24 protein-coding genes are annotated in these 23,623 nt (G+C 65.3%); 11 read left to right on the top strand and 13 right to left on the bottom strand.

Going from position 1 to position 23,623, the window contains the following annotated elements; translation table 11 throughout:
* Positions 1-2: 2 nt before the first annotated feature.
* The 4 genes from ABJO18_RS16015 to ABJO18_RS16000 all read right to left on the bottom strand — a co-directional run bounded on the left by ABJO18_RS16015 (position 3) and on the right by ABJO18_RS16000 (position 4,499).
* A complete protein-coding gene (locus tag ABJO18_RS16015; RefSeq protein ID WP_348509165.1) occupies positions 3-401 on the bottom strand; it encodes an OB-fold domain-containing protein in 399 nt (132 codons plus the stop codon).
* The gene (locus ABJO18_RS16010) at positions 401-1,555 is read right to left on the bottom strand and encodes a thiolase domain-containing protein (RefSeq protein WP_348509164.1); all 1,155 of its coding nucleotides are present in this window, start codon (positions 1,553-1,555) and stop codon (positions 401-403) included. The genes ABJO18_RS16015 and ABJO18_RS16010 overlap by 1 nt, the downstream gene beginning before the upstream one ends.
* A 27-nt stretch (positions 1,556-1,582) precedes the next feature.
* Positions 1,583-3,052 (bottom strand): MFS transporter, encoded by a 1,470-nt coding sequence (locus tag ABJO18_RS16005; protein WP_348509163.1) that lies wholly within the window; start codon positions 3,050-3,052, stop codon positions 1,583-1,585.
* Between the two features lie 133 nt (positions 3,053-3,185).
* Positions 3,186-4,499 (bottom strand): acyl-CoA dehydrogenase family protein, encoded by a 1,314-nt coding sequence (locus ABJO18_RS16000; RefSeq protein WP_348509162.1) that lies wholly within the window; start codon positions 4,497-4,499, stop codon positions 3,186-3,188.
* 360 nt (positions 4,500-4,859) lie between these two features.
* Here ABJO18_RS16000 and ABJO18_RS15995 point away from each other — a divergent pair, with 360 nt between their 5' ends.
* The gene (locus tag ABJO18_RS15995) at positions 4,860-6,032 is read left to right on the top strand and encodes an acetyl-CoA C-acyltransferase (RefSeq protein ID WP_348509161.1); all 1,173 of its coding nucleotides are present in this window, start codon (positions 4,860-4,862) and stop codon (positions 6,030-6,032) included.
* Between the two features lie 84 nt (positions 6,033-6,116).
* On the opposite strand, the gene typA is transcribed toward ABJO18_RS15995, so the two are convergent.
* The 3 genes from typA to ABJO18_RS15980 all read right to left on the bottom strand — a co-directional run bounded on the left by typA (position 6,117) and on the right by ABJO18_RS15980 (position 9,780).
* Entirely contained in the window at positions 6,117-7,979 is a 1,863-nt protein-coding gene (gene typA / locus ABJO18_RS15990) for a translational GTPase TypA (RefSeq protein ID WP_348509160.1), read from the bottom strand.
* Positions 7,980-8,040: 61 nt separating this feature from the next.
* Positions 8,041-9,225 (bottom strand): hypothetical protein, encoded by a 1,185-nt coding sequence (locus ABJO18_RS15985; RefSeq protein WP_348509159.1) that lies wholly within the window; start codon positions 9,223-9,225, stop codon positions 8,041-8,043.
* Positions 9,226-9,294: 69 nt separating this feature from the next.
* Positions 9,295-9,780, bottom strand: coding sequence for a MarR family winged helix-turn-helix transcriptional regulator (locus ABJO18_RS15980; RefSeq protein WP_348509158.1), 486 nt, complete (start codon positions 9,778-9,780; stop codon positions 9,295-9,297).
* 126 nt (positions 9,781-9,906) lie between these two features.
* Between ABJO18_RS15980 and hppD the strand changes: the two genes are divergently transcribed.
* Together hppD and ABJO18_RS15970 are read left to right on the top strand one after the other, a co-directional pair.
* Positions 9,907-10,998, top strand: coding sequence for a 4-hydroxyphenylpyruvate dioxygenase (gene hppD / locus ABJO18_RS15975; protein ID WP_348509157.1), 1,092 nt, complete (start codon positions 9,907-9,909; stop codon positions 10,996-10,998).
* A gap of 129 nt (positions 10,999-11,127) precedes the next feature.
* Positions 11,128-11,661, top strand: a complete 534-nt coding sequence (locus ABJO18_RS15970; RefSeq protein WP_348509156.1) for a VOC family protein — start codon at positions 11,128-11,130, stop codon at positions 11,659-11,661.
* A gap of 66 nt (positions 11,662-11,727) precedes the next feature.
* Here the strand turns inward: ABJO18_RS15970 and ABJO18_RS15965 are convergent, their stop codons facing one another.
* Positions 11,728-12,951 (bottom strand): DUF2254 family protein, encoded by a 1,224-nt coding sequence (locus ABJO18_RS15965; RefSeq protein ID WP_348509155.1) that lies wholly within the window; start codon positions 12,949-12,951, stop codon positions 11,728-11,730.
* Positions 12,952-13,036: 85 nt separating this feature from the next.
* Here ABJO18_RS15965 and ABJO18_RS15960 point away from each other — a divergent pair, with 85 nt between their 5' ends.
* Positions 13,037-13,504 carry a LuxR C-terminal-related transcriptional regulator gene (locus ABJO18_RS15960; protein ID WP_348509154.1) on the top strand — a complete coding sequence of 156 codons (468 nt, stop codon included), beginning with the start codon at positions 13,037-13,039 and terminating at the stop codon, positions 13,502-13,504.
* Positions 13,505-13,600: 96 nt separating this feature from the next.
* Complete coding sequence (locus tag ABJO18_RS15955) at positions 13,601-14,131, top strand: DUF4199 domain-containing protein (protein WP_348509153.1); 531 nt, start codon at positions 13,601-13,603, stop codon at positions 14,129-14,131.
* A 7-nt stretch (positions 14,132-14,138) separates the two neighbouring features.
* Here the strand turns inward: ABJO18_RS15955 and ABJO18_RS15950 are convergent, their stop codons facing one another.
* Entirely contained in the window at positions 14,139-14,630 is a 492-nt protein-coding gene (locus ABJO18_RS15950; RefSeq protein WP_348509152.1) for an SRPBCC family protein, read from the bottom strand.
* Between the two features lie 25 nt (positions 14,631-14,655).
* Complete coding sequence (locus tag ABJO18_RS15945; RefSeq protein ID WP_348509151.1) at positions 14,656-15,000, bottom strand: metalloregulator ArsR/SmtB family transcription factor; 345 nt, start codon at positions 14,998-15,000, stop codon at positions 14,656-14,658.
* A gap of 152 nt (positions 15,001-15,152) precedes the next feature.
* On the opposite strand from ABJO18_RS15945, the gene ABJO18_RS15940 reads away from it, so the two are divergent.
* On the top strand, positions 15,153-15,524 hold the full coding sequence (locus tag ABJO18_RS15940; RefSeq protein WP_348509150.1) for a BlaI/MecI/CopY family transcriptional regulator: 372 nt from the start codon (positions 15,153-15,155) through the stop codon (positions 15,522-15,524).
* Here the strand turns inward: ABJO18_RS15940 and ABJO18_RS15935 are convergent.
* The 3 genes from ABJO18_RS15935 to ABJO18_RS15925 form a co-directional block, all read right to left on the bottom strand.
* A complete protein-coding gene (locus ABJO18_RS15935) occupies positions 15,521-16,456 on the bottom strand; it encodes an alpha/beta hydrolase (RefSeq protein WP_348509149.1) in 936 nt (311 codons plus the stop codon). The two genes, ABJO18_RS15940 and ABJO18_RS15935, sit on opposite strands and share 4 nt — an antisense overlap.
* Before the next feature lie 113 nt (positions 16,457-16,569).
* Positions 16,570-18,936 (bottom strand): TonB-dependent receptor, encoded by a 2,367-nt coding sequence (locus ABJO18_RS15930; RefSeq protein ID WP_348516006.1) that lies wholly within the window; start codon positions 18,934-18,936, stop codon positions 16,570-16,572.
* Positions 18,933-19,847 carry an alpha/beta hydrolase gene (locus ABJO18_RS15925; protein WP_348508535.1) on the bottom strand — a complete coding sequence of 305 codons (915 nt, stop codon included), beginning with the start codon at positions 19,845-19,847 and terminating at the stop codon, positions 18,933-18,935. Before ABJO18_RS15925 ends, ABJO18_RS15930 begins: the two co-directional genes overlap by 4 nt.
* 83 nt (positions 19,848-19,930) lie before the next feature.
* On the opposite strand from ABJO18_RS15925, the gene ABJO18_RS15920 reads away from it, so the two are divergent.
* The 5 genes from ABJO18_RS15920 to ABJO18_RS15900 are packed head-to-tail and all read left to right on the top strand — an operon-like array spanning position 19,931 to position 23,583.
* The gene (locus tag ABJO18_RS15920; protein ID WP_348508534.1) at positions 19,931-20,539 is read left to right on the top strand and encodes a TetR/AcrR family transcriptional regulator; all 609 of its coding nucleotides are present in this window, start codon (positions 19,931-19,933) and stop codon (positions 20,537-20,539) included.
* Positions 20,536-21,318 (top strand): enoyl-CoA hydratase/isomerase family protein, encoded by a 783-nt coding sequence (locus ABJO18_RS15915; RefSeq protein WP_348508533.1) that lies wholly within the window; start codon positions 20,536-20,538, stop codon positions 21,316-21,318. Before ABJO18_RS15920 ends, ABJO18_RS15915 begins: the two co-directional genes overlap by 4 nt.
* Positions 21,319-21,341: 23 nt before the next feature.
* Positions 21,342-22,844, top strand: coding sequence for an AMP-binding protein (locus ABJO18_RS15910; RefSeq protein ID WP_348516005.1), 1,503 nt, complete (start codon positions 21,342-21,344; stop codon positions 22,842-22,844).
* Positions 22,841-23,218: a MaoC/PaaZ C-terminal domain-containing protein gene (locus ABJO18_RS15905; RefSeq protein WP_348509107.1), complete on the top strand. Its 378-nt coding sequence runs from the start codon at positions 22,841-22,843 to the stop codon at positions 23,216-23,218. Before ABJO18_RS15910 ends, ABJO18_RS15905 begins: the two co-directional genes overlap by 4 nt.
* Entirely contained in the window at positions 23,209-23,583 is a 375-nt protein-coding gene (locus ABJO18_RS15900; protein WP_348509106.1) for a phosphate acetyltransferase, read from the top strand. The genes ABJO18_RS15905 and ABJO18_RS15900 overlap by 10 nt, the downstream gene beginning before the upstream one ends.
* The last annotated feature ends 40 nt before the right edge of the window (positions 23,584-23,623 follow it).

Genomic DNA, 23,623 nt, shown 5'->3' with positions numbered 1-23,623 from the left:
GTCTAGTCTCCACTCGGCGTGAACGTGGGAACGGGCGGCGCCCCCTCCTCGCTCGGTTTGAACGCGATCCGCACACGCTGGCCGATAGCCAGGCTGTCGGGATCGCAGTCGACGATATTGGTGAGAACCGCGGGGCCTTCGTCGAGCGCCACATAGGCGACGGCAAAGGGCGCGCCTTCGCCGCGGCGCATGACGGAGACCGAATAGATCTCGCCTACGCCCTCGCTGACCACCCACTCGGTCTGGTCCGACCCGCAGTGCGGACAGATCGCGCGCGGATAGTAGTGCGCCCGGAAACAGCTGCGGCAGTTCTTGATCTTCAGCACGCCTTCAGCCGCCGCATCCCAGAAGACCCGGGTTTCCGCATTGGGCTGGGGTGCGGGATAGCTTCGCTCGCTCATCATTGCCGCTCCAGGATGACTGTGGCGGCGCCGTGCCGTGCGCCGAGCGACCCGCCGATGCCGGTGGCGACCGCCAGATCGCAATCGGGCACCTGTACGGCCGGGTGCGCTTCGCCGCGCAATTGCCGCACGGCCTCGATCACCTTGGTGATGCCGCCGCGGAACATGGGATGGTTGGAACACAGCCCGCCGCCATCGGTATTGAAGGGCAGTTTGCCGGTGCCGGAGATCAGGTTTCCGTCGGCGACAAATTTGCCGCCCTCGCCCTTGGCGCAGAAGCCGAGATCCTCCAGCTGGATCAGCACGGTGATGGTGAAGCTGTCATAGATGGAGGCGTATTTGATGTCGGACGGTTTCACCCCGGCCTCGGCGAAGGCCGCCGGGCCCGAGCGTGCTGCGGCGGATGTCGTCAGGTCGAGCCCCAGCCCGCCGGACGGTCCTTTCGTCGCCTCGCCGGCCCCGCGCAGGGCGACCAGCGGACGCTTCAGCGAGCGTGCAATCTCCGGCGCCACCACGACCAGCGCGCCGCCGCCATCCGTCGTCACGCAGCAATCAAGCCGGTGCAGCGGATCGGCAATCATCGGGCTTTCCAGCACCTCTTCCACCGTGACCACCTTGGGCAGCATGGCGTGTTCATTGTGCTGGGCATGATGCGAGGCCGCGACCTTGATCCAGGCCAGTTGCTCGGACGTGGTGCCGTGCTCGTGCATGTGGCGCACGGCGCACATGCCGTAGGATGTGTGGTTGGTCAGCCCGACAAATTGCTCGAACTGGCCCTCCGGCGCCCCCGGGCGGAAACGCACGACATTCTCCGAACGCGGCCGGCCGGCCAGGGTGATCAGCGCCACCCTGCACTTGCCCAGCGCGATCGCCTCGGCGGCATGAGCGACGTGCTGGATATAGGTACACCCGCCCATCTCGGTGGAGTCCGTGTGACGGACCTTGAGGCCGAGATAGTCGATCATCGAGATCGGACCGAAGCCTGGCGCGTCGGTGGCGCAGAAATACCCGTCCACATCTTCCAGGCTCAGCCCCGCATCGGCCAGCGCACCGGCCGCGCACTCGGCATGCAGTTGCGGCGTCGACTTGTCCGGCGCCAGGCGGGTGGGGTGTTCGAACGCGCCGGCGATATAGGCGCGGTTACGCAGTGACATGGGGTCTCCCGGTATTCAGTGCGGTGGTCATGAGGTGGTGTTCTCGGTCAGCTGTGCGGCTTCCTTCGCCCGGATCGAGGCCAGGGTCGCCTCATGGCTGGCCCGATCGATCTTGTAGAAGCGCAGGAAGAAAGCCCCGGTCAGGTAGAGCACGGCGATCACAGGGATGTAGAGCTGGACGAGGTGAATGATCACTTCCGGCTCGACACCCGTACGGCGCGCACCATCCGGCATTCCGACAACGGAGAGCATGATGCCGGCGGCGAAAACACCCAGCCCGGACGAGCATTTCTGCATGAAGGAATTGGCCGCATAGAACAGCCCCTCCGCCCGGCGGCCGGTGCGCAGGGAGCTGTCGTCGATGACATCGCCGATCATGGCATGCACCAGGATCGCCGAGGAAATCCCGCACATCGTGTAGATCGCCGACAGGATGAAGAGCGCCGGCAGCAGCATCGGGCTGCCATTCTCAAAAAACAGACCCAGCAGGCGCAGCACATAGGGCGCGCAGGTGAACAGGATCGCGGTCAGCGCCAGCACAAAGGCCGCGCCCTTCTTGCCCAGGGATTTGGACAGGCGGGGCGCGAGGATCAGCGCCAACGTGGCACCCAGCGCCGCGTCGGCCGCCAGGATGGCAAGCTGGCCGGAGGACAGCTCCCAGAACAGCGAGCCGAAATACAGCGCCAGCGCCGAACTGATGCCCAGCCCCGTATATTTCAGCACGCCAAAGCCCAGGATCGCCAGAAAGCCGCGATGCGAGAAAGTCTGGCGCATCAGGTTCAGCGTCTGCAGCGGGTTGCGCCGCTGCGGCGCCGGCAGTTTGCGCATGTACTTGATGCGGTGATGCGTCCCCAGCGTCGACAGGAGCACGGTCGAGATCATGATCCCGGAGCCCAGAATGCCGAAGGGCAGATAGCCGGCCGGATTGGTGATGCCCAGCGGGTGTTCCGGCGTTGGCGGGAACAGCAGGGCCAGCGACAGGACATAAAGACCGATCCCGCCGATATAGCCGAAGAAGAAGCGATAGCCCGCAATCGTGGTGCGCTCGTCGTAATCCGTTGCCAGTTCCGGCGCCAGCGCCGAGCTGGGGATTTCGTAGAGCGTGATGAAGGTGCGCACCGCCGAGGCCAGGATCACCAGATAGAGGAAGAGACCGGTTCCCTCGAGCCCCTCCGGCGGCAGCCACAGGAAAAAGAAGGAGAGCGAGGCCGGGATCGCCGAGAGATACATCAGCGGGTGGCGGCGCCCCCATTTGGTGCGCAGATTGTCGGAGATCTGACCCACGATCGGGTCGGAGAAGGCGTCGATGACCAGCGCCACCATGATCGCCGCAGAGACCAGTGCGGCCGGGGCACCCACCACGAAATTATAGTAGTAGAGAAGGAAGACCCGAAAGGCCAAGTCCTTGATACCATACGCCATCGAGCCCAGACCGTAGAGAAACTTGGTCTGGAACTTCAGGGGCGGCGGCGCCGCGGGTGAAACTGTCTCAGTCATTTGTCCTCCACAGACATGTGCGGAAGGACAGACACTGACGGCCCCGTCATCGGTGTCGCCCTCCTCCCCGTTTCACGTGTCGCGCCGTTTTCGGCGTCTTGGTCGTGGCCGGCCCAGCACCGGCCCTGAAAACTCAGTCGGCGCCGGCTGTTTCCGCGATTTCGCGGACCGTGTCGGCGATATCCCCGTACGTCTCCAGCGCGGCTTCCTTGAGCTGCGGGATCGAGTAATCGGGGAAGATGGGATCGGAAATATTGCGGTATTCGCGCATGTGCTGGCGCGCCACGGTGACCTTATGCACCTCGGTCGGACCGTCGGCGATCCCCATCACGAAGGAGCCGATCACCTGCGCGGCAAACGGCATTTCCGGCGATACGCCCAGCGAGCCGTGAATGTGCAGGGCGCGGCCGGCTATGTCGCGATAGACCTTGGGCATCAGCGCCTTGATGGCGGCGATATCCTTGCGGACCTTCTTGTAGTCCTTGTACTTGTCGATCATCCAGGCCGTCTTGAGCACATAGAGACGGAATTGCTCCAGCTCCATATAGCTGTCGGCGATCTGCATCTGTACGGCCTGTTTGTCGGCGATCACACCGTCGCGCGTGCGCCGGCTGGCCGCCCGGCGGCACATCAGATCCAGCGCCCGCTTGCACGCCCCCACCGTGCGCATGGCGTGGTGGATCCGGCCGCCGCCCAGACGCGTCTGGGAGATCACGAAGGCACCGCCGCGCTCACCCAGGAGATGATCCTTCGGCACGCGCACATCGGTATAGCGGACATAGCCTTCCGACCCCTCCTGCTGGCCGTAGACGGCAACATCGCGCACGATCTCCACGCCGGGCGTCTTCGTCGGAACGATGAACATCGACATGCGGCGATAGGGATCGCCATCGGGGTCCGTCACCGCCATGACGATCAGGAATTCGGACCATTTGGCATTGGTGGAGAACCATTTCTCGCCATTGATCACCCATTCGTCGCCATCCTCGACGGCCGAACAGGTGAACAGAAGCGGGTCGGACCCGCCCTGCGGCTCGGTCATGGAGAAGGCGGATACGATCTCGTTGTTCAACAGCGGCCGAAGATACTTCGCCTTCTGATCCTCGGTTCCGTAGTGGGCGAGGATCTCGGCATTGCCGGTATCCGGCGCCTGGCAGCCGAACACGGTCGGCGCGAAACCGGACCGACCGAGAATCTCGTTCATCAGACCCAGCTTGACCTGGCCATAGCCTTTGCCGCCCAGCTCCGGTCCGAGATGGCAGGCCCACAACCCCTTCGCCTTCACCTCTTCCTGCAAGGGTTTGACGATGGCGCGGTGCTTCGGATTCTTCACATCGGCAGGATGAAAGCCGAGATGAACGAGCGGTTCGACCTTGTGCTTCACAAAGCTGTCGATCCAGTCGAGCTTCTCCTGGAAGTCCGGCTCGGTCTCGAAATCCCATGCCATGCCACCACCTTCACCGATCCGTTTTCGTATCTTGGGTACGAGCATACCTGTTTTTTGAAAACCGGCAAGACCGCCAGGTTTATAGGATTTTGAATGGGCCGGATGCGGATACGCGCAAGGGACTGTTCAATTTTGAAGACACGGTCCGGTTTTTTCTTGCCTGAAGCCGGTCCGGATGACAAAACCCTGACAGTCGCTCGCCCGCCAATCGCATCGGAACCGGTTTTGTTTTCGCACCGCTCTCCCTTCGCCGATCAGCAAGCCAGGTCTTCGAACCCGGTTTTCGAGCACGCCGTCCGCCGCCGGTCGACGCCGGACACCTGAACCCGATCCGATCACACAAAGAACGAGAGAACCTCCATGCGTGATGCCGTCATCGTCTCCACCGCCCGCACCCCGATCGGCAAGGCCTATCGCGGCGCCTTCAATGCCACGCCTTCGCCGACCCTGGCCGGTCACACCATCGCCGCAGCCGTCGAACGCGCCAAGATCGATCCGGCCGAAGTCCAGGATGTGGTCTACGGCGCCGCCCTGCAGCAGGGCGTGCAGCACACGATCGGCCGCACGGCGGCCCTGCGCGCCGGCCTGCCGGTCACCGTGGCCGGCATGTCGATGGACCGCCAGTGCTCCTCCGGCCTGATGACGATCGCGACGGCCGCCAAACAGGTCATCGTCGACCGGATGGACGTCGTTGTCGCCGGCGGCGTCGAGTCGATCTCCATGGTGCAGACCAAGGACATGCGCGTCGCGCCGGATCCGGCACTCGTCGCCATGCACAAGGACATCTACATGCCGATGCTGCAGACCGCCGAAGTGGTCGCCAAGCGCTACGGCATCTCGCGGGACCGCATGGACGAGTACGGCCTGCAGTCGCAGCAGCGCACCGCCGCCGCCCAGGCCGCCGGCAAGTTCGACGACGAGATCGTGCCGATGAAGTCGACCAAGATCGTTGTCGACAAGGCCACCGGCGAAACCTCGCAGCAGGAGGTTTTCCTCGAAAAGGATGAGGGCAATCGTCCCGAGACCAATCTGGAAGGCCTGCAGAGCCTGAACACCGTGGTCGAAGGCGGCACGATCACCGCCGGCAATGCCTCGCAACTGTCCGATGGCGCATCGTCCTGCGTGGTGATGGAAGCGGAACTGGCAGCCAAGCGCGGCCTGGCGCCGCTGGGCCGCTATATGGGCATGGCCGTGGCCGGCACCGAGCCGGACGAAATGGGTATCGGTCCGGTCTTTGCGGTTCCGAAACTGCTCGAGCGCTTCGGACTCAAGGCCGACGATATCGGCCTGTGGGAGCTGAACGAGGCCTTCGCCGTCCAGGTGCTGTACTGCCAGGACAAGCTGGGCATTCCGGCCGACAAGCTGAACGTCAATGGCGGCGCGATCTCGATCGGCCACCCCTACGGCATGTCCGGTGCTCGCATGGTCGGCCACGCCCTGATCGAGGGCAAGCGCCAGGGCGCCAAATACGTCGTCATCACCATGTGCGTCGGTGGCGGCATGGGCGCAGCGGGCCTGTTCGAAGTCCTCTAGGCGCGGCTTCGGCACAAATGAAGAAGGCGCGCGGGTCCGGCCCGCGCGCCTTTTCTTGTTCCTGGGTATGGGAGGGACATCACCCTACCCGGCGCGGCTGGCCTTCTTGCGCTCGTGCTCTTTCAGCCAGACCTTGCGGATGCGGATCGACTGGGGGGTCACCTCGACGAGTTCGTCGTCATTGATGAATTCCAGCGCGTATTCCAGCGTCAGGCGGACCGGCGGGGTGAGGACGATATTCTCGTCGGTGCCCGAGGCGCGCATATTGGTCAGCTTCTTGCCCTTGGTCGGGTTGGCGATCATGTCCTCTTCACGGGCATTCACGCCGATGATCATGCCTTCATAGACTTCCACGCCATGGCCGATGAACAGCTTGCCGCGTTCCTGCAGGTTGAACAGGGCGAAGCCCAGCGCCTTGCCGTCGATCATCGAGACAATCGCGCCATTGTGACGCTGGCCCAGCTCGCCCTGGCTGCGCGGACCGTAATGGTCGAAGGTGTGGAACATCAGGCCGGAGCCCGACGTCAGGGTGAGGAATTCCGAGCGGAAGCCGATCAGGCCGCGGGTCGGAACGATATAGTCGATCCGCACCCGGCCATTGCCGTCCGGCACCATGTTCTTCATCTCGGCCTTGCGCTGGCCGAGGCGTTCCATGACGGCGCCCTGGTTCACTTCCTCGACATCGACGGTGAGGCTCTCGAAGGGCTCCAGCGTCTCGCCATTTTCTTCCTTCAGCACCACGCGCGGCCGGCCCACGGCCAGCTCGAAGCCCTCGCGGCGCATGGTCTCGATCAGGATGGAGAGGTGCAGTTCGCCACGCCCGGAGACGGTGAACTTGTCGGCATCGTCCTGCTGCACGACTTTCAGCGCCACATTGTGGATCAGCTCGCGGTCGAGACGGTCCTTGATATTGCGCGAGGTCACGAACTTGCCTTCGCGGCCGGCAAACGGGCTGTCATTGACCTGGAAGGTCATCGACAGGGTCGGTTCGTCGACCGAGAGCGGCGGCAGCGCCTCGACATGCTCCGGATCGCACACCGTGTCGGAGATTTTCAGATCCTCGATACCGGTGAAGGTGATGATATCGCCGGCCTGGGCGCTGTCGCGCTCGACCTTTTCCAGACCGTGGAAGCCGAAGATCTGCAGGATCTTGCCCTTCACCTTGCGGCCATCGGCCTTGGCGACGGTGACAAGCTGGTTCTTCTTCACCCGGCCGCGGGCAACACGGCCGATGCCGATCACGCCGGTGAAGGAGGAATAGTCGAGCGCCGAGACCTGCAGCTGCAGCGGGCCGTCCGGATCGACATCCGGCTTCGGCGTGTGCGCCGTGATCATCTCGAACAGCGGCTTCATGTCGGTGCCGGTCTCACCGGCCTCGTTCGATGCCCAGCCTTGCAGGGCGGAAGCATAGACGACCGGGAAGTCGAGCTGGTCCTCATTGGCGCCCAGACGGTCGAACAGGTCGAAGGTCTGGTCGACAACCCAGTCCGGACGGGCGGAGGGGCGGTCGGCCTTGTTGACGACGACGATCGGCTTCAGGCCGCGCGCCAGCGCCTTCTTCGTCACGAAGGAGGTCTGCGGCATCGGACCGTCGACCGCATCGACGAGCAGCAACACGCCATCGACCATGGACAGCACGCGCTCAACCTCGCCGCCGAAATCGGCGTGGCCGGGCGTATCGACGATATTGATCGACCAGTCACCCCAGGTCACCGCGGTATTCTTGGCCAGGATGGTGATTCCGCGTTCCTTTTCCAGGTCGTTGGAATCCATCATCCGTTCGGACACATTGGCCCGTTCGCCCAGCGTACCGGACTGTTGCAGCAATTGGTCGACCAGCGTGGTCTTGCCGTGGTCGACGTGCGCCACGATGGCGATGTTGCGCAGCTTGTCGAGGGACGCGCTCATGGGCTCTACTTTTCCTGTGGTGAAAGGGCGCGCCCTCATACGCTGTGAGGCGCGGGCTGGCCAGTGCTTATTCCGTGGCAGGGCTTATCCGGTGCCGGTATTATTCCGGTGTCGCTTCCGTGCGGGCTGCCGGCCGGCCGGGCAGGCGCAGGGCCGGCAGGTAGTGCCAGACGAGGCTGGCCAACGCCGATACGACGAGCGCGGCGAAGAAGACAATCAGGAAGACCCGGCGCGTCCGTTCGGAAACCGTGGCCTCGATATCGGCCAGCGGCACGACAGACACGAAATACCAGTCCGGGCCGGCGACGCGGCTGAAGGCGATCATCTGTCCCAGCGCCTCGGCGCGCACAATGCCGCGCGGCCGCGGATCGTTGGCGAGATAGCCGGCCAGCGCGGCCGGGTCGACGCGGACGTCATCACCCTCTGCAGCCGGACGCCCGCGGGCGATCACCTGGAGTTCCCGTCCCAGCATCAGATTGACACCGCCCGCCGGCGGCTCTTCCAGGGCGCTTGCAAGGTGGTCGTTCATCATGATCGAGGTCCCGAACGCGCCCAGAAGGACATCGCCGTCCAGAACCGGCTTGCGGCAGGCCGTCGCCGAGCGCTCGCCCGCATCACGATAGACGAAGCGCGACAGCTGGGTGCACTGCATCACGCCGTCCGGATTGGTCTCGCGCGAGAACAGGCGCGGATCCTCGTCCGCCTGCAGCGGGAAGTCGGCCGGTGCCTCGAACCGGTAGAATTCCAGCCGGTCCTCGCGTTCGGGCGCAAACATCACCATCCGGCGGTCGGGGGTGAAATAATAGAGGCTGGAGAATTGCTGCAACCAGGCCTCGCCGACCGTACGCACGACATGAAGCCCCGCCAGATACCGCCGCTGCTCTTCCAGGGTCATGGCTTCGCCATCGCCGAGGAAGGCACCGATCCCGTAGGCGTTATCGCCGCCATCGAGATCCACACCCTCGAACAGCTCCGGCGCGCTGCGGCGGGTGCCGTCGCCATGGGGCGGAAAGAAGCGGTCGAACTCGGCCTCGACCTCTTCATCGCCCAGCGTTTCGAGCCGGCGCACAAAGGCGGACTCTGCCGCGAGGATGAAGGTCTCGGCCCGGTCGAACACCGCCTGCTCGCGATCGCCGCGCATGCGGATATAGGTCTGCAGGGTTTCCGCGCGCGCCGCATGCAGCACATCGCCGAGTATGCCCTGAACGCACGTCGCCGCCACAGCGGCAAGAGCCGCTGCGATGACAATATGCATCACAGCGATGACGAGGTTTCTGACCAGCACCGGCGCCTCCAGATATCGTCTATACACAAAGCAAAGCGGCCCGTGCGTGATATTTGATGAGCGCGTTTTTCAGCGGCTTTCGGGCGTGTCGGGCATGGTGTCCGCGAGCCGCCTGACGAGGGCACAAAAATCGGTCTGATCGGACGGCGCCAGCACCGCATTTGCCGCTTGGGCGACCGCTTCAACATGCGGACGCAGGCGCTGGTAGAGCGCGTCGCCCTTCTCCGTGAGATAGAGGTGGCTGACGCGGCCATCGACCTGCGAGGCCTCGCGCACCAGAAGGCCGGCCAGCAGCAGCGCCTTGGTGGCACGGCTGACGATCCCCTTGTCCATTGGCGTCATCGCCACGACCTCGACGGCGGTCCGGCCCGGCCGTTCCGCGATCGCCGCCAGCACCCGCCATTGCGACAGGTTGAGATCGCCCTCGCGCCGCACGATCTCGGCCGTGCGCCGTGAAATCAGGTCGGCCAGCACCGTGACCTGGTAGGGCCAGTAGCTGTCCAGCTGGATGGCATCGCCCGGTGTGGCGGCAGACAGGGATCGCGGTTCACTCATGCCATCATTTTAGTTGCGATCACAACTTGACGCAATAGCAACCAAACGCGTATTGTCCGGCTCCAATGGGCGTCGTGACGGCCTGTCAGGCCTTCGGCGCGGAACCCCAACCCCTGGAGACGAAACATGGCAGACCTGTTCGAAAACCCGATGGGCCTTTGCGGCTTCGAGTTCGTCGAGTTCACGGCGCCGGAACGCGGCCTCATCGAACCCGTCTTCAAGACGATGGGCTTCACCCACATCGCCAATCACCGCTCCAAGGACATCGAGCTGTGGCGCCAGGGCGATATCAATTTCCTGATCAATTACGAGCCCGGCACGCCGGCCGCCTTCTTCGCCGCCGAGCACGGCCCGTCTGCCTCGGGCATGGGCTTCCGCGTCAGGAATGCCAAGCGCGCCTACGCCATGGCCCTGGAAAAGGGCGCCCAGCCCGTCGAGACCGAAACGCGCGTCTCCGAGCTGCGCCTGCCGGCCATCCGCGGCATTGGCGGCGCGACGGTCTATCTGATCGACCGGTTCGAGGACGGCAAGTCGATCTATGACATCGACTTCGAATACATCGAGGGCGTCGACCGCCACCCGAAGGGCTGCGGCTTCAACGTGATCGATCACCTCACCCACAATGTCTACAAGGGCCGGATGGACTACTGGGCGAAGTATTACGAGGACCTCTTCAACTTCCGCGAGATCCGCTATTTCGACATCAAGGGCGAGTATACCGGGCTCCTGTCGCGCGCCATGACCGCCCCGGACGGTCTGATCCGCATCCCGCTGAACGAGGAGAAGTCGGACGGCGTCGGTCAGATCGAGGAGTATCTGCGCGAGTACAAGGGCGAAGGCATCCAGCACATCGCCTTCTCCTGCGACAATCTCATCGAGTGCTGGGACCGGCTGAAGGAATGCGGTGTGGAATTCATGACCCCGCCGCCGGACACCTATTACGACATGCTGGACGAGCGCCTGCCGGGCCATGGCGAACCGGTCGCCGAATTCCAGAAGCGCGGCATCCTGCTCGACGGCACGACCGAGGGCGGCAACCCGCGCCTGCTGCTGCAGATCTTCGGTGAGAAGGCCATCGGCCCGATCTTCTTCGAGTTCATCCAGCGCAAGGAAGACGAAGGCTTCGGCGAGGGCAATTTCAAGGCCCTGTTCGAATCGATCGAGCGCGACCAGATCAAGCGCGGCGTGCTGAAGACGAAAGAAACGGAAAACGCGTAGGCGGGCTTCAGGGACATGTACCTTGGGTACGTGTCCCCGACCCGGCGCGCCCCCCTTTCCCATCAAGGGGAAGGATGAAATGTCCCGGGACACGTACCCCAGGTACCTGTCCCTCATGAGGAGGCAGACATGAGCGTCAATCTCAAGCGCATCCACCACGTTGCCTATCGCTGCAAGGACGCCAAGGAGACCGTCGAGTTCTACCAGCGCGTTATGGGCATGGATTTCAAGCTGGCCATCGCCGAGAACGAGGTTCCCTCGACCAAGGCGCCGGACCCCTACATGCACGTCTTCCTGGACGCCGGCATGGGCAATGTCCTGGCGTTTTTCGAACTGCCCAACTCGCCGGAGATGGGCCGTGACGGCAATACGCCGGAATGGGTCCAGCACATCGCCTTCGAGGTCGAGGACATGGACACCCTGCTGGCCGCCAAGGCGCATATCGAGGCCGAAGGCCTGGACGTGCTCGGCCCGGTCAATCACGGCATCTTCAAGTCAATCTACTTCTTCGACCCGAACGGCCACCGTCTCGAACTGGCGGCCAATACCGGCACCGAAGAACAGATGGCCGAGCTCAAGCGCGTCGCTCGTCCGATGATCGACGAATGGAGCCAGACCAAGCGCGCGCCCAAGCACGCCGCCTGGCTGCACGAACAGGACTAGGGCTCTCTCCAGCCCTGACCCGAAACGCCCCGGTGCCCTCCCGCCGGGGCGTTTTCGTTTCCGGATTTATTTGAACGCCGCCGCCGCTTTCAACGCATCGACATCCGGGGCGTATTGCATGGCGGCCTCGGCCCGGGCCAGCGCCTCGCGGCTCATGGCGCGCGCCGGTTCGCCGAATACGGTCTCATCGACCGCGACAAGAACGCCGAGCGCCCTTTGCAGGCTGATCCCGACTTCCACCCGGTCCGCACCGTCACGGGCGACCGGACGGAAAGCGTTGGTGACCAGCACGGCCGGGTCCGGCGGCGCCATGAAGACACGATCGGCGGGATCGTCCGCGCGCGCATCGAACAGGCCGCACATCCGGGTCAGAAGACGGGTCATGGCCGTGATCGCCGACAGGGCCGAGCCGCTGTCATTGACGGCGTCGGACAGCGCGCGCGAGGCGATCTCCGCCAGCATGTCCAGGCCGAAGGCGGGGTCCTCCTCCAGCGTGCGGCTCGGGGCCGTGATGATCTGTTCCAGCACCGCGTCGCCGATCTCCCCGCCGCCCGTGACATGGGCAGCCGGTTCGCCCGGCCCGACATAGCTGCCCGGAGGCGACAGGATGTAGATGCGCGCATCGGCCTTCTCGGCAATCGCCTGCAGGGCCGCCACATCGATGGTCTGCACATGCCCGGCCCGCGCCGGGCAGAGCGGGCGCGCGCCGTCGGGGATATCGCCAAGCCGGCTGGCACCGAGATTGGGGCAGCCCTCGGCCCGTCCGAGCGCTTTCTCCGTCGCGGCCTCGATCACGGCGATGGCTTCCTCCACGCCGCCGAAACCGGACAGCCGGTGGATCCAGCGGATCAGCATCACCACGACATGGACGACGAGCAGAAGGGTCAGCGCGAGCAGAACGACGACCGCCGCCTCGCCATACAGGCCCGAATTGACGCCGATCAGGCCCAGCAGGCTGAACAGGAAGGCGCCGACAAAGGTCGAGATCGCGGTCTGGGCGGTGCGGTCCTGCGTCAAGAGCGGACGCGCGCGGGGCGTTGCCGAACTGGCGGCCGCCTGGAAGGCGGAAAACATCGTCGCCATCGAGAAGATGGCAACGGCCAGCATGCTGGAGGCCAGGATATTCAGGGTCGCGGCCAGCGCATCGATCTTGACCAGCGCGACCCAGCCATCGGGCAGATAGCCGCCGATCACCGGCGCCACGCCGACCGCCAGAACGGCGGCCACGGCATAGATGGCCGGCAGGAACCAGATCGATTGCCAGATGCGGCGAAGATAGAAGGTCAGCATGCTCCCCACTCTAGCGTAACGCAGCCGCCCACTGCGGGTTCCCGCAAGATTGATCAACCCGCCGCTTTCCGTCAGATTTTCCACTATGTGGCGCACCATCCTCCTCTCGGCCGCAGCGCTCGCGCTGGCGGTCTTTGCCTTGGAATGGCTTGAATACCGGTTCTGGGCACGCACGATCGGTATCGAGGCCTTTATCGCCATTGTCGGCGCGGCGTGTATCACGCTGGGCATGTGGCTGGGCGTGCGGCTGACGCGGCAGGCCCCGCCCGCCCCCTTCCAGCGCAATGACGCCGCGCTGGCCGCGCTGGGCATCACGCCGCGCGAATACGACGTGCTGCTGGCCATGACGGCCGGTGACGGCAACAAGGCAATGGCCCGCACGCTGGGCGTTTCGCCCAACACGGTGAAGACGCATATCGCCCGCCTCTTCGACAAGCTGGACGTCTCCAGCCGCGTGCAGGCGCTGGAGCGTGCCCGGCTTCTCAGACTGATCCCCGGTACCGGCGATGCGCAAGGCGACATGGCGGACAGCAGACCGCATCCGGACGGGTGAATTCCGCCCGATCACCCATCGGGGTGACGACGGGGCGATCCGGCAAAGGCAGGACATCCCGGTCAAGTGAACGCCAGAACCAGGGGGTATCCCGTCATGGCACGCATCGTCCTCACCTTCGGCATCATTGCCGGTCTCATCGTCTCGCTTCTGATGGTCATCGGCATGACCCTCCTGGCCGGCCCCGACGGGGTCGGCTCGGAGACGGCCGGCTATCTGACCATGCTGCTGGCGCTCGCCTTCATCTTCGTGGCGATCAAGCGCCATCGCGACATCAATCTGGGCGGAGTGATCCGCTTCTGGCCGGCGCTGGCGACCGGGCTCGGCGTCGCGGTCATTGCCGGCCTGTTCTACGTCATCACCTGGGAGATCTATTTCAACATGACGGGCGGCGCCTTCATGGACGCCTACATCACCGCCCAGATCGACGGCCAGCGCGAGCGCGGCCTCACCGCCGGCGAACTTGCCGCCTACGAGACCAGCCTGCGCCAGTCGATGGCACTTTATGCCAACTGGTGGTTCCGCATGCCGGTCACCTTCACCGAGATCTTCCCCGTCGGCGTGCTGGTCAGCCTCGTCTCTGCTGCCATCCTGCGCAATCCGAACGTCCTGCCCCGCCGCGCCTGAGACATCCTCAGGCGGTCGCCAAGCCTGCCAGAAGGCTGTCCAGACGGTCATAGCTGGCCCCGGCGCCTTCCCGCATCGGGCTGGCCGCCACGATGTCGCGGGCTTCGGTGCTTTCATAGGTGATGGTGATCTCGAAGGTCGTCACACCGGCCGCCTCGGTCAATCGCGTCGTGACGATGGCCGAGCCAGGATACCAGCTCATGTCGAACTGCTCCGTGTGCACGATCAGGTCCGGCCGCTCGATTTCCAGATAGCGCCCGCCCATGCCCATGTCTTCGCCGCGCTCGGCATGAGTCCAGACATAACGATAGAGGCCGTCCTCCTGCAGGTCGATCTCGCAGACTGACAGGATCCAGCCGTCCGGCCCCAGCAGCCAGCGCTTGACCAGGTGCGGCTCGGTAAGCGCCCGGAAGACCAGCGCGCGCGGCGCATCGAAACGGCGGGTCATGACAAGCTCGCGCTCGCCCTTCGGGGCGACCTCAAGTGTGTGTCGATACATGGGATTTCCTCCAGAAAGTTTGTGATCAGTGGTCGCGGGGGCCGGGCTCGTGGCCGGCCTTCATGTCGTCGAGCAGATCGTCGAGAGCCCGGAAGCGGGCATCCCAGAGCTTGCGGAATTCCTCCAGCCAGTACGTCGCCTGGGCCAGCGTCTCGGGCTGTATCCGGCAGGGACGCCGCGTCCCGTCACGGCTCCGGGTAATCAGCCCGGCCTTCTCGAGCACTTTGAGATGCTTGGAAATCGCCGGCTGGCTGAGCGTGAAGGGCTCGGAGAGCTCCATCACCGTCGCTTCGCCGCTGGCGAGCCGGGCGAGAATGGCCCGCCGGGTGGGATCGGCCAGAGCCGTAAAAGTCGCGTCGAGATCCGACATATTTCACCAATTGGTTATATATCTGATTGGTGAAATATATGACAAGCCTGCATCCGTCAACCCGGTCCGGCCCCGAAATTGCAAACAAAACCTTAACGGCCGCGCGTGTTGCAATTCGGGCCGCGGCGTACAAGGCTAAGGGGATGACGAAGATGGCGAACGAACAGACCCTCACCGAAGACGAGCACAAGACCATGCGCATCCTGTGGGACCGCGGCGGTGCGTCTGTGGGCGAGCTGTCGGTTGCGACCCGCCGTCCGGCCGGCGAGACCCTCGCCATGCTGCAGCGCCTGCGCCGCAAGGGCGCCGTCGACCGGCACCGCACCGCGCGCGAGATCGTTTATCGTCCCTGCCTCAATCGCGAGACCGCCCGCACCCACGCCCTCGGCCGCCTTCTGACGGCCGATGCGCCGGCGAATGATACCGGGCTGGGCGTGGTCGTGCTGCGCGAATGCGATGTCGACCCGCAGGACTGGGCCGACCTGCAGGCCGAGATCGCCGAGAAAGCTGCGGCGCGGCGCTAATTCGCGCTCAGGAAAGCCCGCACATCCTCCAGCGTCCGGTCGGGCGCTTCCTCGTGCGGGATGTGGCCGAGATCGTCATAGACGACGAGCTGCGCATCCGGCATTGCCGCCTCGAAACGGGCGGCGTGATCGACCGGCACCATCGCATCGCGGCCGCCCCACAGGATCATCGCCGGCACCGTCACCCGCGCGAGATCCGCCTCGGGTGCCGGCAGGGTGAAGACTTCCAGCCGCTCGACCAGCGCCTCGCCCACACCCTCGCCCTGCATCAACCCGTGCACACGGCCCGGCAGGTCCGGGTCCATGCGCGTGGGATCGCCGAACAGCGCCGCCGTCGCGCCGGCAACGACCGGCTGCGGGCCCTGGGTGAGGTAGAAGCGCACACCGACCGGCACATCGACCGGTTCCTCGGTAACGCCATTGATCGAGAAACCGCCCGGCGCGACGAGGACGAGTTTCTCGACCCGATCGCCATGATCGGCGGCATAGCGCCAGGCGACCAGACCGCCGAGTGAATTGCCCACCAGCGTCGCGCGATCGATATCCATCGCGTCCATCAGACCGCCCAGGAATTCGACCGTTTGCGGCACGGAGTAGCGCGCCTGCGGATCCGGGCCGGTCAGGCCATGGCCCGGCAGGTCCATGCGCACGACGCGGTAGTTGGCGGAAAGCGCGTCCGCCCAGTCATCCCAGCTCTCCAGCGAGAAAGAGAAGCCGTGGATCATCACGAGGACCGGTGCGTCGTCCGGTCCCTCGACGCGCACCCGCGCCGTGACACCGTCAACATCGACCAGCCGGTCCTGCGCACTCCACCAGGGCGAGTCGATCGCCGCTTCCGGGGCCGGCTCTGAGCCGCCACGTCCGAAGACGAACCAGGCGATCCCGGCGACCAGGGCCAGCAGGAGAAGAATGAGACCAAGCGTGCGCATCATGACGGGAGCTCCGGGCGGGAGAAAGGGAATGGCCGGCACTGCAGATCGCAGCGCCGGCCCAGTCTGGCAGCTTTCGGGCGAGCCGGGGAGGGATCGGCCCGCCCTGGCTGTGCCTAGTAGCGGAACGCGATGGTTCCGGTGATCGTCATCGGATTGCCGTAGTAGGCGGTCAGCGTGCCCGCCTGACCCAGCTCCGGTGCAAAGGTCGTGTTGTTGACGAAGTCATAGCCGGCGACGATGTATTCCTCGTCCGTCAGGTTGCGGCCATGAATGCCCAGCTGCCAGCGATCGTCGGCGCTGTCCCACACCACGGAGGCGTTGAACAGCGTGTAGGCTTCCTGGTCGAGCGCCTCGAAAGGCACTTCGAACTGGGTCGAGTCGCCGCGATGGCTCACCGTGCCCAGCATGGTCAGGTCGCCGCCCGCGAACGGCGTCATGTAGGTCAGCGTGGCGCTGGCCGTCATGTCCGGCGTGTTCTGGATTTCCACATCGTCGGAAATGTCGACACCGAAGGCGTTGATGAACTGGTCGTACTGACCGTCCAGAATACCGACGGCCCACACAAGGTTCAGATTGTCGCCCGGGGTGAAGAGATCGTCGGCAATGTCCAGCATGCCTTCATACTCGATGCCCTGGATGGTGGCGGCACCGGCATTGGTCGTCACGCCCGTGAAGGAGTCGTTGATACCGTCCCCATCCGTGTCGATCCCGACCGAACCCGGCACCTGTACGTCGGTATAGTCCATGTAGAAATAGGCCAGCGCGTGACGGTAGCGGCCATTCTCGTACTTCCAGCCGATCTCGTAGCTATTCACGATCTCCGGGTCGAAGCTCATGAACTCGTAGATGTCGTCCTCGTCTGCAGCCACAGTCACGCCGGACGGGCAGTAGCTCGGCGGCGCCAGGGGATTGAGCGTCAGGCCGACACAATCCTGGTTCAGGTCCGGTGCACCCGTGGTCTGGGCGCGCGGGTCGAAACCGCCGCCCTTGAAGCCGCGGCTGAAGGTTGCGTAGAAATTATTCTCCGCATCCGGCTGCCAGGCCAGCGAGACCGACGGGCTGAAATCATCCCAGGAATTGGTATCCAGGAAGTCAGAGGTCGGATTTCCGAACTGGACGCCCGAACCGCCGAAATACTCCGAGAAACCGCCCAGATAGGTGCGGCGCAGAACGCGCGAGGTGCGCTCGTCTTCGGTGTAGCGGCCGCCCACCGTCAGGCTCAGCTGGTCGGTGAGATCATAGGTGAAGTTGGCGAACAGCGACCAGGTCTTGGTGTCCACATCGCCATAGGTCTGGGCGTTGAGGCCGGCTATCGTCGTGTCCAGCAGCACGTCGAACACGGTGTAGGCGCTGGCGTCGAGATAGTAGTAGCCGATCACACCGTTCAGGCGCTCGCTGGAATAGAGCAGCTGGAGTTCTTCGGAGAACTGCTCGTTCTCGTAGATCGCCGGCACGTCGAAATCGCCTTCCGGCAGGCTGTCGAAATCGATCGGCGTGACCGAAGCATCTTCACGGCTGGACAGGATATTGCGCACCGTGAAGTGCTCGTTGATTTCCCATTCCGCCGTCAGCGAGAGGCCTTCGGCCTCGACGCTCTGCCGGACCACATCCAGACCGGCGCGGGTGTCGAAAACATCGTCCAGCACCGGATAGCTCGGCGTATAACCCGTCGCGGTCGGGATCAGGCGGTGGCCGCCGCGCGGATTGGACTCGTCCTCGACGCGGTCATAGGCGAGACGGAAGAACAGGTCGGGCGCCGGCTCCCATTCCGCGCTGACGCGATAGCCCAGCACGTCCTTGTTGTAGTTGTCCTGGCCGGTATAGAGATTGTCGCCGAAACCGTCGCGCTGCAGGTTGGCCACGGCGCCGCCGACGCGGAAGGTGTCGGTCAGCGGTACGCTGCCGGACACGATCTGGTCGAGCTGGTTGTAGGAACCGACATTGACGCGGGCATTCAGGGTCGGTGCATCCGGATCGAGGCGGCTGGTGACGTATTTGACGGCACCGCCGACCGTGTTGCGGCCGTACAGGGTGCCTTGCGGGCCGCGCAGCACTTCGATCCGCTCGACATCATAGATGTCCAGAACGGCCGATTGCGGGCGGTTGAGATAGACGTCGTCGACATAGATGCCGACACCGGCCTCGAAGCCGGCGACCGGGTCCTGCTGGCCGATACCGCGGATGAAGGCGGTCAGCGTCGAATTGGTGCCGCGGGAGACTTCCAGCGTGACGTTCGGCGTGACTTCCGCCACGGCGGTAATGTCGATGGCGCCGGTGCGCTCGAGCTCGGCACCCGACAGGGCGGAGACCGAAAGCGGCACATCCTGCAGCGTTTCCTCGCGGCGGCGGGCGGTGACGGTGATGACGTCGCGGGTTTCGGCCGCGCCGGCATCGTCCTGGGCCAGGACCGGCGCCGAAATCAGCGCGGCCGAGGCGACCGTGCTCGCAAGGAGGACGGCTTTGGTGATCGTTTTCTTCATGACGAGAAACTCCCCTCGATATGTTCTGGGTGGGTGACGCCGGCCTGGACCTGGCTGGCGAATTGCTGGACCGCTTCGGCGAACTCTTCGGGTTGCTCGAGATGCGGTGCGTGCCCGGATTGGGCGAAGGCCTTGCCCTGCGCGTTCGGCAAGGTGTCGACGAGATACCGGCTCGTGGCGGGGTCGTAGGCCTGGCTGGCCTCTCCCCAGGTCACGAGAACCGGCAGAGACATGGCGGGCAGGGCCGGACGGAAATCCTGTCCAGCCATGGATTCCCAGAGGGCCGCCATGGCTTCGGCGTCGCACTGGTGCAATTCCACCAGCACGCGCTGAATGAGATCCGGATCGCGGCTGGCGCGATCGCGGGAGAAGATGTGGCGCACAAAGGCGGCCGCATAGGCCGGCCAGTTCGAGCGCATCGCCTCGAGCGCGCGCTGGCTGCCGGCCGTATCCATGCCGCTGGACATGCCCAGCGACCAGTCGTCCGTGTTGAGAATGCGCGGGCTCATATCCTCGACGACGAGGCCGGCCAGTCGTGCAGTTCCGTGCCGTGCAATCAGGCTCCAGAGCACCTGGGCCCCCATCGACCAGCCCAGCGCGACAACGCGGGTCACCTCCAGCGCGTCCAGCAGCACGACGAGGTCGTCGGCCAGCGCGTCGATATCCGGACGGCCGGGCCCTGCCGGCGTCTGCCCGTGGGCCCGCAGGTCCGGAACGATGACGCGGAAATCCTGTTTCAGGAGGTCGACGACGGGATCGAAAAACCGTCCGGAAGCCGCCCAGCCATGCACGAGCAGCAGGACCGGCCCCTGCCCGGCATCCCGGTAGGCCATGTCCGTCCCATCCGGCAGTGCGAGGCTTTTCAGCACCCCGTCACGGCCGGCCGGATTGTCCGAGCGGATATTCAGCACGGTTCCGACAACTCCTGGATCCTCCCCCGCCCTGGCTTTCATGCCATATTGCGTGGGAAGCAATTTTGTGAAAACTGAATCATATGTCAACTTTGAACACGACACCGACGGCGAAAAAGCCGAAGACCGCGCGCGGCCAGCGCACCCGGGCGAAGCTGCTGGATGCGGCTGAAGGGGCTTTCGGGGAAGGCGGATTCCACACCACATCGATCGGCGACATCACGCGCCGGGCGTCGGTGGCTCTGGGCACCTTCTACGTCTATTTCGATTCCAAGGACGAGATTTTCCGCGCCCTCGTCGCCCATATGGGCGAGATGGTGCGCGGCTGGATCGCCGAACGGGTGAAGGGGGCAAAGGACCGCATGGAGGCCGAGCATCTCGGCCTGGTCGCCTATATCGAGTTCGCCCGCGCCCACCCCAATCTCTACCGCATCATCGAGGAGGCCCAGTTCGTCGCGCCGGACGCCTACAAGGCCCACTATGACAGCTTTGCCGAGCGCTATTGCCGCAACCTCACCGAGGCCGCCGAGCGGGGCGAGATCCGCGAGGGCGACGAGACGGTGCGCGCTTGGGCGCTGATCGGGATGAGCGTGTTTCTCGGTCTGCGCTATGGCATCTGGGACACAGACAGCAGCGCCGAGGACGTCGCCCGCAAGGCCGCCGACCTGATCCGCCGGGGTCTGGAAGCGTGAGCGCGGCCGCCGCGACATCGACCGGCACGGTCCGGACAGAGGTGCGCGGTGGCGTTCTGCGGCTGGTGCTCGACCGGCCGCACCGGGGCAATGCGCTCATCCCGGACCTCTTGGACGCCTGTCTCGATGCGCTGGACACCGCCGGCGATGTCCGCGCTGTCGTGCTGACGGGTGCCGGACGGGCCTTTTCCTCCGGCGGCGATGTCGGGGAATTCCGCGCCCGCGCGGACGACCGCGAGGCGCTGCTGGCCTATTCGGAGCGCGTGGTCGGCACGCTGAACCGGGTGATCCTGCGCCTGCGCACCATGCCCTGCCCGGTCATCGCCGCCGTCAACGGACCGGTGACCGGCGGATCGGTGGGCCTGATGCTGGCCGCCGACATGATCCTCATGGACGCGGCCGCTTTCATCCAGCCCTATTATGCCAGGATGGGCTTTGCGCCGGATGGCGGCTGGACGGCCCTGATGCCGGAGCGTATCGGCCGCGCCCGCACCGCACGCTGGCTCGCCTTCGACGAACGCCTGGACGCCCGCGAGGCGCTGGCCATCGGTCTCATCGACCGGGTCGTGGAAACGGGCGGCATGGATGCGGAGATCGACCGGCAACTCGCCCCGCTCGATCCCGGCCTTGCCCTGACATCCCGGCGCCTGCTCGACGCGCAGATTGCCGGACCGGACCTGGCCGGGCGGCTGGACCACGAAAAACGCGAATTTCTCGACCGTATCGCCCGCGAGGACACAAGAGCGCGCATGAACGCTTTCCTCGCCGGCGCGAAATAGCATGCCCATTCGGGAGGACTGGCATGGACATACTGACCGACATCACGGCGCGCCGCGCCGCGCTGGCCCCTGACGCGACCGCCTTCCACATCGTGGAGACCGGCGAGACGCTGAGCTATGCCGCGCTCGACCGGCGCAGCGCCTGCGCCGCCAGCCTGCTCGCGGCCGACGGGATCGATGCGGGCGACCGCGTCGCCATCCTGTGCCGCAACCGGGTCGAGTTCTTCGAGCTGCTGTTCGCCTGCGCCAAGCTGGGCGCCATCCTGGTGCCGCTGAACTGGCGCATGCCGGCCAGCGAGCTGGACGGGCTGGTTGAAGACTGCACGCCGAAGCTGATCGTTTTTGGCGATGAGGATCGCGAGACCGCGGCGGCACTGGCCCGCACGCACAGCCTTGCCAGCCTCGATCTGGAAACCGGTTATGCCGGCCGCCGCGATGCGCTGGAACCCCATGCCGGCCGCACGGCCTGGCCGGGCGAGGAGCCCTGGTATCTGATCTACACCTCCGGCACGACGGGCCGGCCCAAGGGCGTGATCCAGACCTATCGCATGGCGCTGGTGAACGCGATCAATATCGGCCAGGCGATCGGCCTGCGTCCGGGCGATGCGACACTGAACTTCCTGCCGCTCTTTCACACCGCCGGCATCAACCTTCACACCCTCCCGGTGCTGATAAGCGGCGGCAAGGTGCACATCCTGCCCGGCTTCGACCCGGCCGCAACGCTGGCCCTGATCGATGCCGGCGAGCTGGATGTCTTCATCGGCGTGCCGGCGGTCTATCGCGAACTGACCCTGCATCCCGATTTCGAAACCACCGAACTGACCCGGCTGCGCCACTGGTCCTGCGGCGGCGCACCTCTGCCGGACGTGCTGGTCGAGGCGATGGCCCGCAAGGGGGCGCTGGTGTGCAACGGGTTCGGCATGACCGAGACCGGCCCCACCGCCTTCCTCTCCGACGAGGCCAACGCCCTGCGCAAGATCGGCTCGGTCGGCAAGGCCCAGGTGCTCGTCGAGGCGCGCATTGCCGGACCGGACGGCCGCGCCCTGCCGCCCGGCCAGACCGGCGAGATCCAGTTCTTCGGCCCCGGCCTCACCCCGGGCTACTGGCAGCGCCCGGAGGAAACCGCCGCCCTGTTCACGCCCGATGGCTGGCTGAAGAGCGGCGATCTCGGGCGCTTCGACGATGAGGGCTATTGCTATGTCGCCGGCCGGATCAAGGAGATGTACATCTCCGGCGGCGAGAATGTGTATCCGGCCGAGGTCGAGAATGTGCTGTCCCTCCACCCGACCGTCCAGGAAGCCGCCGTCGCCGGCGTGCCGGACGAGAAATGGGGCGAGGTCGGCTGCGCCCACATCATCCTGCGCCAGGGCCAGAGCGCCGATGCGAAAACCCTGTCGGACTGGTGCCGCGAACGGCTGGCCGCCTACAAGGTGCCGCGCCATTTCCGCTTCACCGACGACCTGCCCCGCACGGCTGCCGGCAAGGTCCAGAAGCATCTCCTGCCCGTGCCCGAGGCGCTCACATGAGCCGCCGCGCCACGCTGGAGAAGACCTTCACCCAGGCCGATTTCGACGCTTTTGCCGCTCTCTCCGGCGACGATAATCCGATCCATGTTGACCCGGACTTCTCGGCCCGCACCCGGTTCGGCCGCACCGTCGCGCATGGCGCGCTCCTGTGCTCGGTGCTGCGCGGCCTGGTCGAGGAGATCGTGCCGGGCGGGCGTCAGATCCGCCAGGCGACCATGTATCCCGCCCCCTCGCCCGCCGGCGAAGCCCTGCGCTTTGAAGCCGAGACGACAGGCGAGACCGCCGACCGGATCACCCTCGCCCTCACCGTGACGCGGCTGGCCGATGGCGAAGTGACCTGCCGCGGCGAAACGGAGGTGGCCCCATGCCGCTGAGCGAAGGCCAGAGCGCACAGACCACGCGCACATTCACCCGCGCCGATATCGACGCCCTGCAGCGCCTGACAGGTGCACCGGACAGCGGCGCCAGCGTCCCCGAAGCGCTGATCAACGGGATGTTCTCCTACCTCCTGGGCGTCGACCTGCCCGGCCAGGGCACGAACTATCTCAAGCAGGAAACCGAGTTTCTCGCCGATGCCCCGCTGGACGCACCGGTGACCGCGACGGTCGAAATCACCCGCCTGCGGCCGGACAAACACCTCGTCGACCTCGCCACCACCTGCCACACCCACGACGGCAAACTGGTCGCCCGCGGCCGCGCCCTCGTGCTGGCCCGCGATGTCGCCGGCGCCTTTGCCTGACTGTCGCTTCTCATCACACTATTCATCACGCTGAGGCGCG

Source organism: Maricaulis sp., from assembly GCF_039978735.1.
Taxonomy (GTDB): Bacteria; Pseudomonadota; Alphaproteobacteria; order Caulobacterales; family Maricaulaceae; genus Maricaulis.
Note: the sequence above shows the minus strand (reverse complement) of the source record. Positions and strands in the feature narration are given on the sequence as shown.

Excerpts from the sequence above, each read along its gene's own strand:
- ABJO18_RS15940 (WP_348509150.1), top strand. The coding sequence starts at position 15,153 with ATGGCGAACGAACAGACCCTCACCGAAGACGAGCACAAGACCATGCGC.
- ABJO18_RS15905 (WP_348509107.1), top strand. The coding sequence starts at position 22,841 with ATGAGCCGCCGCGCCACGCTGGAGAAGACCTTCACCCAGGCCGATTTC.
- ABJO18_RS16005 (WP_348509163.1), bottom strand. The coding sequence starts at position 3,052 with ATGACTGAGACAGTTTCACCCGCGGCGCCGCCGCCCCTGAAGTTCCAG.
- ABJO18_RS15995 (WP_348509161.1), top strand. The coding sequence starts at position 4,860 with ATGCGTGATGCCGTCATCGTCTCCACCGCCCGCACCCCGATCGGCAAG.
- ABJO18_RS15950 (WP_348509152.1), bottom strand. The coding sequence starts at position 14,630 with ATGTATCGACACACACTTGAGGTCGCCCCGAAGGGCGAGCGCGAGCTT.
- ABJO18_RS16015 (WP_348509165.1), bottom strand. The coding sequence starts at position 401 with ATGAGCGAGCGAAGCTATCCCGCACCCCAGCCCAATGCGGAAACCCGG.
- ABJO18_RS15910 (WP_348516005.1), top strand. The coding sequence starts at position 21,342 with ATGGACATACTGACCGACATCACGGCGCGCCGCGCCGCGCTGGCCCCT.
- ABJO18_RS15970 (WP_348509156.1), top strand. The coding sequence starts at position 11,128 with ATGAGCGTCAATCTCAAGCGCATCCACCACGTTGCCTATCGCTGCAAG.
- ABJO18_RS16000 (WP_348509162.1), bottom strand. The coding sequence starts at position 4,499 with ATGGCATGGGATTTCGAGACCGAGCCGGACTTCCAGGAGAAGCTCGAC.
- ABJO18_RS15945 (WP_348509151.1), bottom strand. The coding sequence starts at position 15,000 with ATGTCGGATCTCGACGCGACTTTTACGGCTCTGGCCGATCCCACCCGG.
- typA (WP_348509160.1), bottom strand. The coding sequence starts at position 7,979 with ATGAGGGCGCGCCCTTTCACCACAGGAAAAGTAGAGCCCATGAGCGCG.
- ABJO18_RS15965 (WP_348509155.1), bottom strand. The coding sequence starts at position 12,951 with ATGCTGACCTTCTATCTTCGCCGCATCTGGCAATCGATCTGGTTCCTG.
- ABJO18_RS15900 (WP_348509106.1), top strand. The coding sequence starts at position 23,209 with ATGCCGCTGAGCGAAGGCCAGAGCGCACAGACCACGCGCACATTCACC.
- ABJO18_RS16010 (WP_348509164.1), bottom strand. The coding sequence starts at position 1,555 with ATGTCACTGCGTAACCGCGCCTATATCGCCGGCGCGTTCGAACACCCC.
- ABJO18_RS15960 (WP_348509154.1), top strand. The coding sequence starts at position 13,037 with ATGTGGCGCACCATCCTCCTCTCGGCCGCAGCGCTCGCGCTGGCGGTC.
- hppD (WP_348509157.1), top strand. The coding sequence starts at position 9,907 with ATGGCAGACCTGTTCGAAAACCCGATGGGCCTTTGCGGCTTCGAGTTC.
- ABJO18_RS15930 (WP_348516006.1), bottom strand. The coding sequence starts at position 18,936 with ATGAAGAAAACGATCACCAAAGCCGTCCTCCTTGCGAGCACGGTCGCC.
- ABJO18_RS15955 (WP_348509153.1), top strand. The coding sequence starts at position 13,601 with ATGGCACGCATCGTCCTCACCTTCGGCATCATTGCCGGTCTCATCGTC.
- ABJO18_RS15920 (WP_348508534.1), top strand. The coding sequence starts at position 19,931 with ATGTCAACTTTGAACACGACACCGACGGCGAAAAAGCCGAAGACCGCG.
- ABJO18_RS15935 (WP_348509149.1), bottom strand. The coding sequence starts at position 16,456 with ATGATGCGCACGCTTGGTCTCATTCTTCTCCTGCTGGCCCTGGTCGCC.
- ABJO18_RS15980 (WP_348509158.1), bottom strand. The coding sequence starts at position 9,780 with ATGAGTGAACCGCGATCCCTGTCTGCCGCCACACCGGGCGATGCCATC.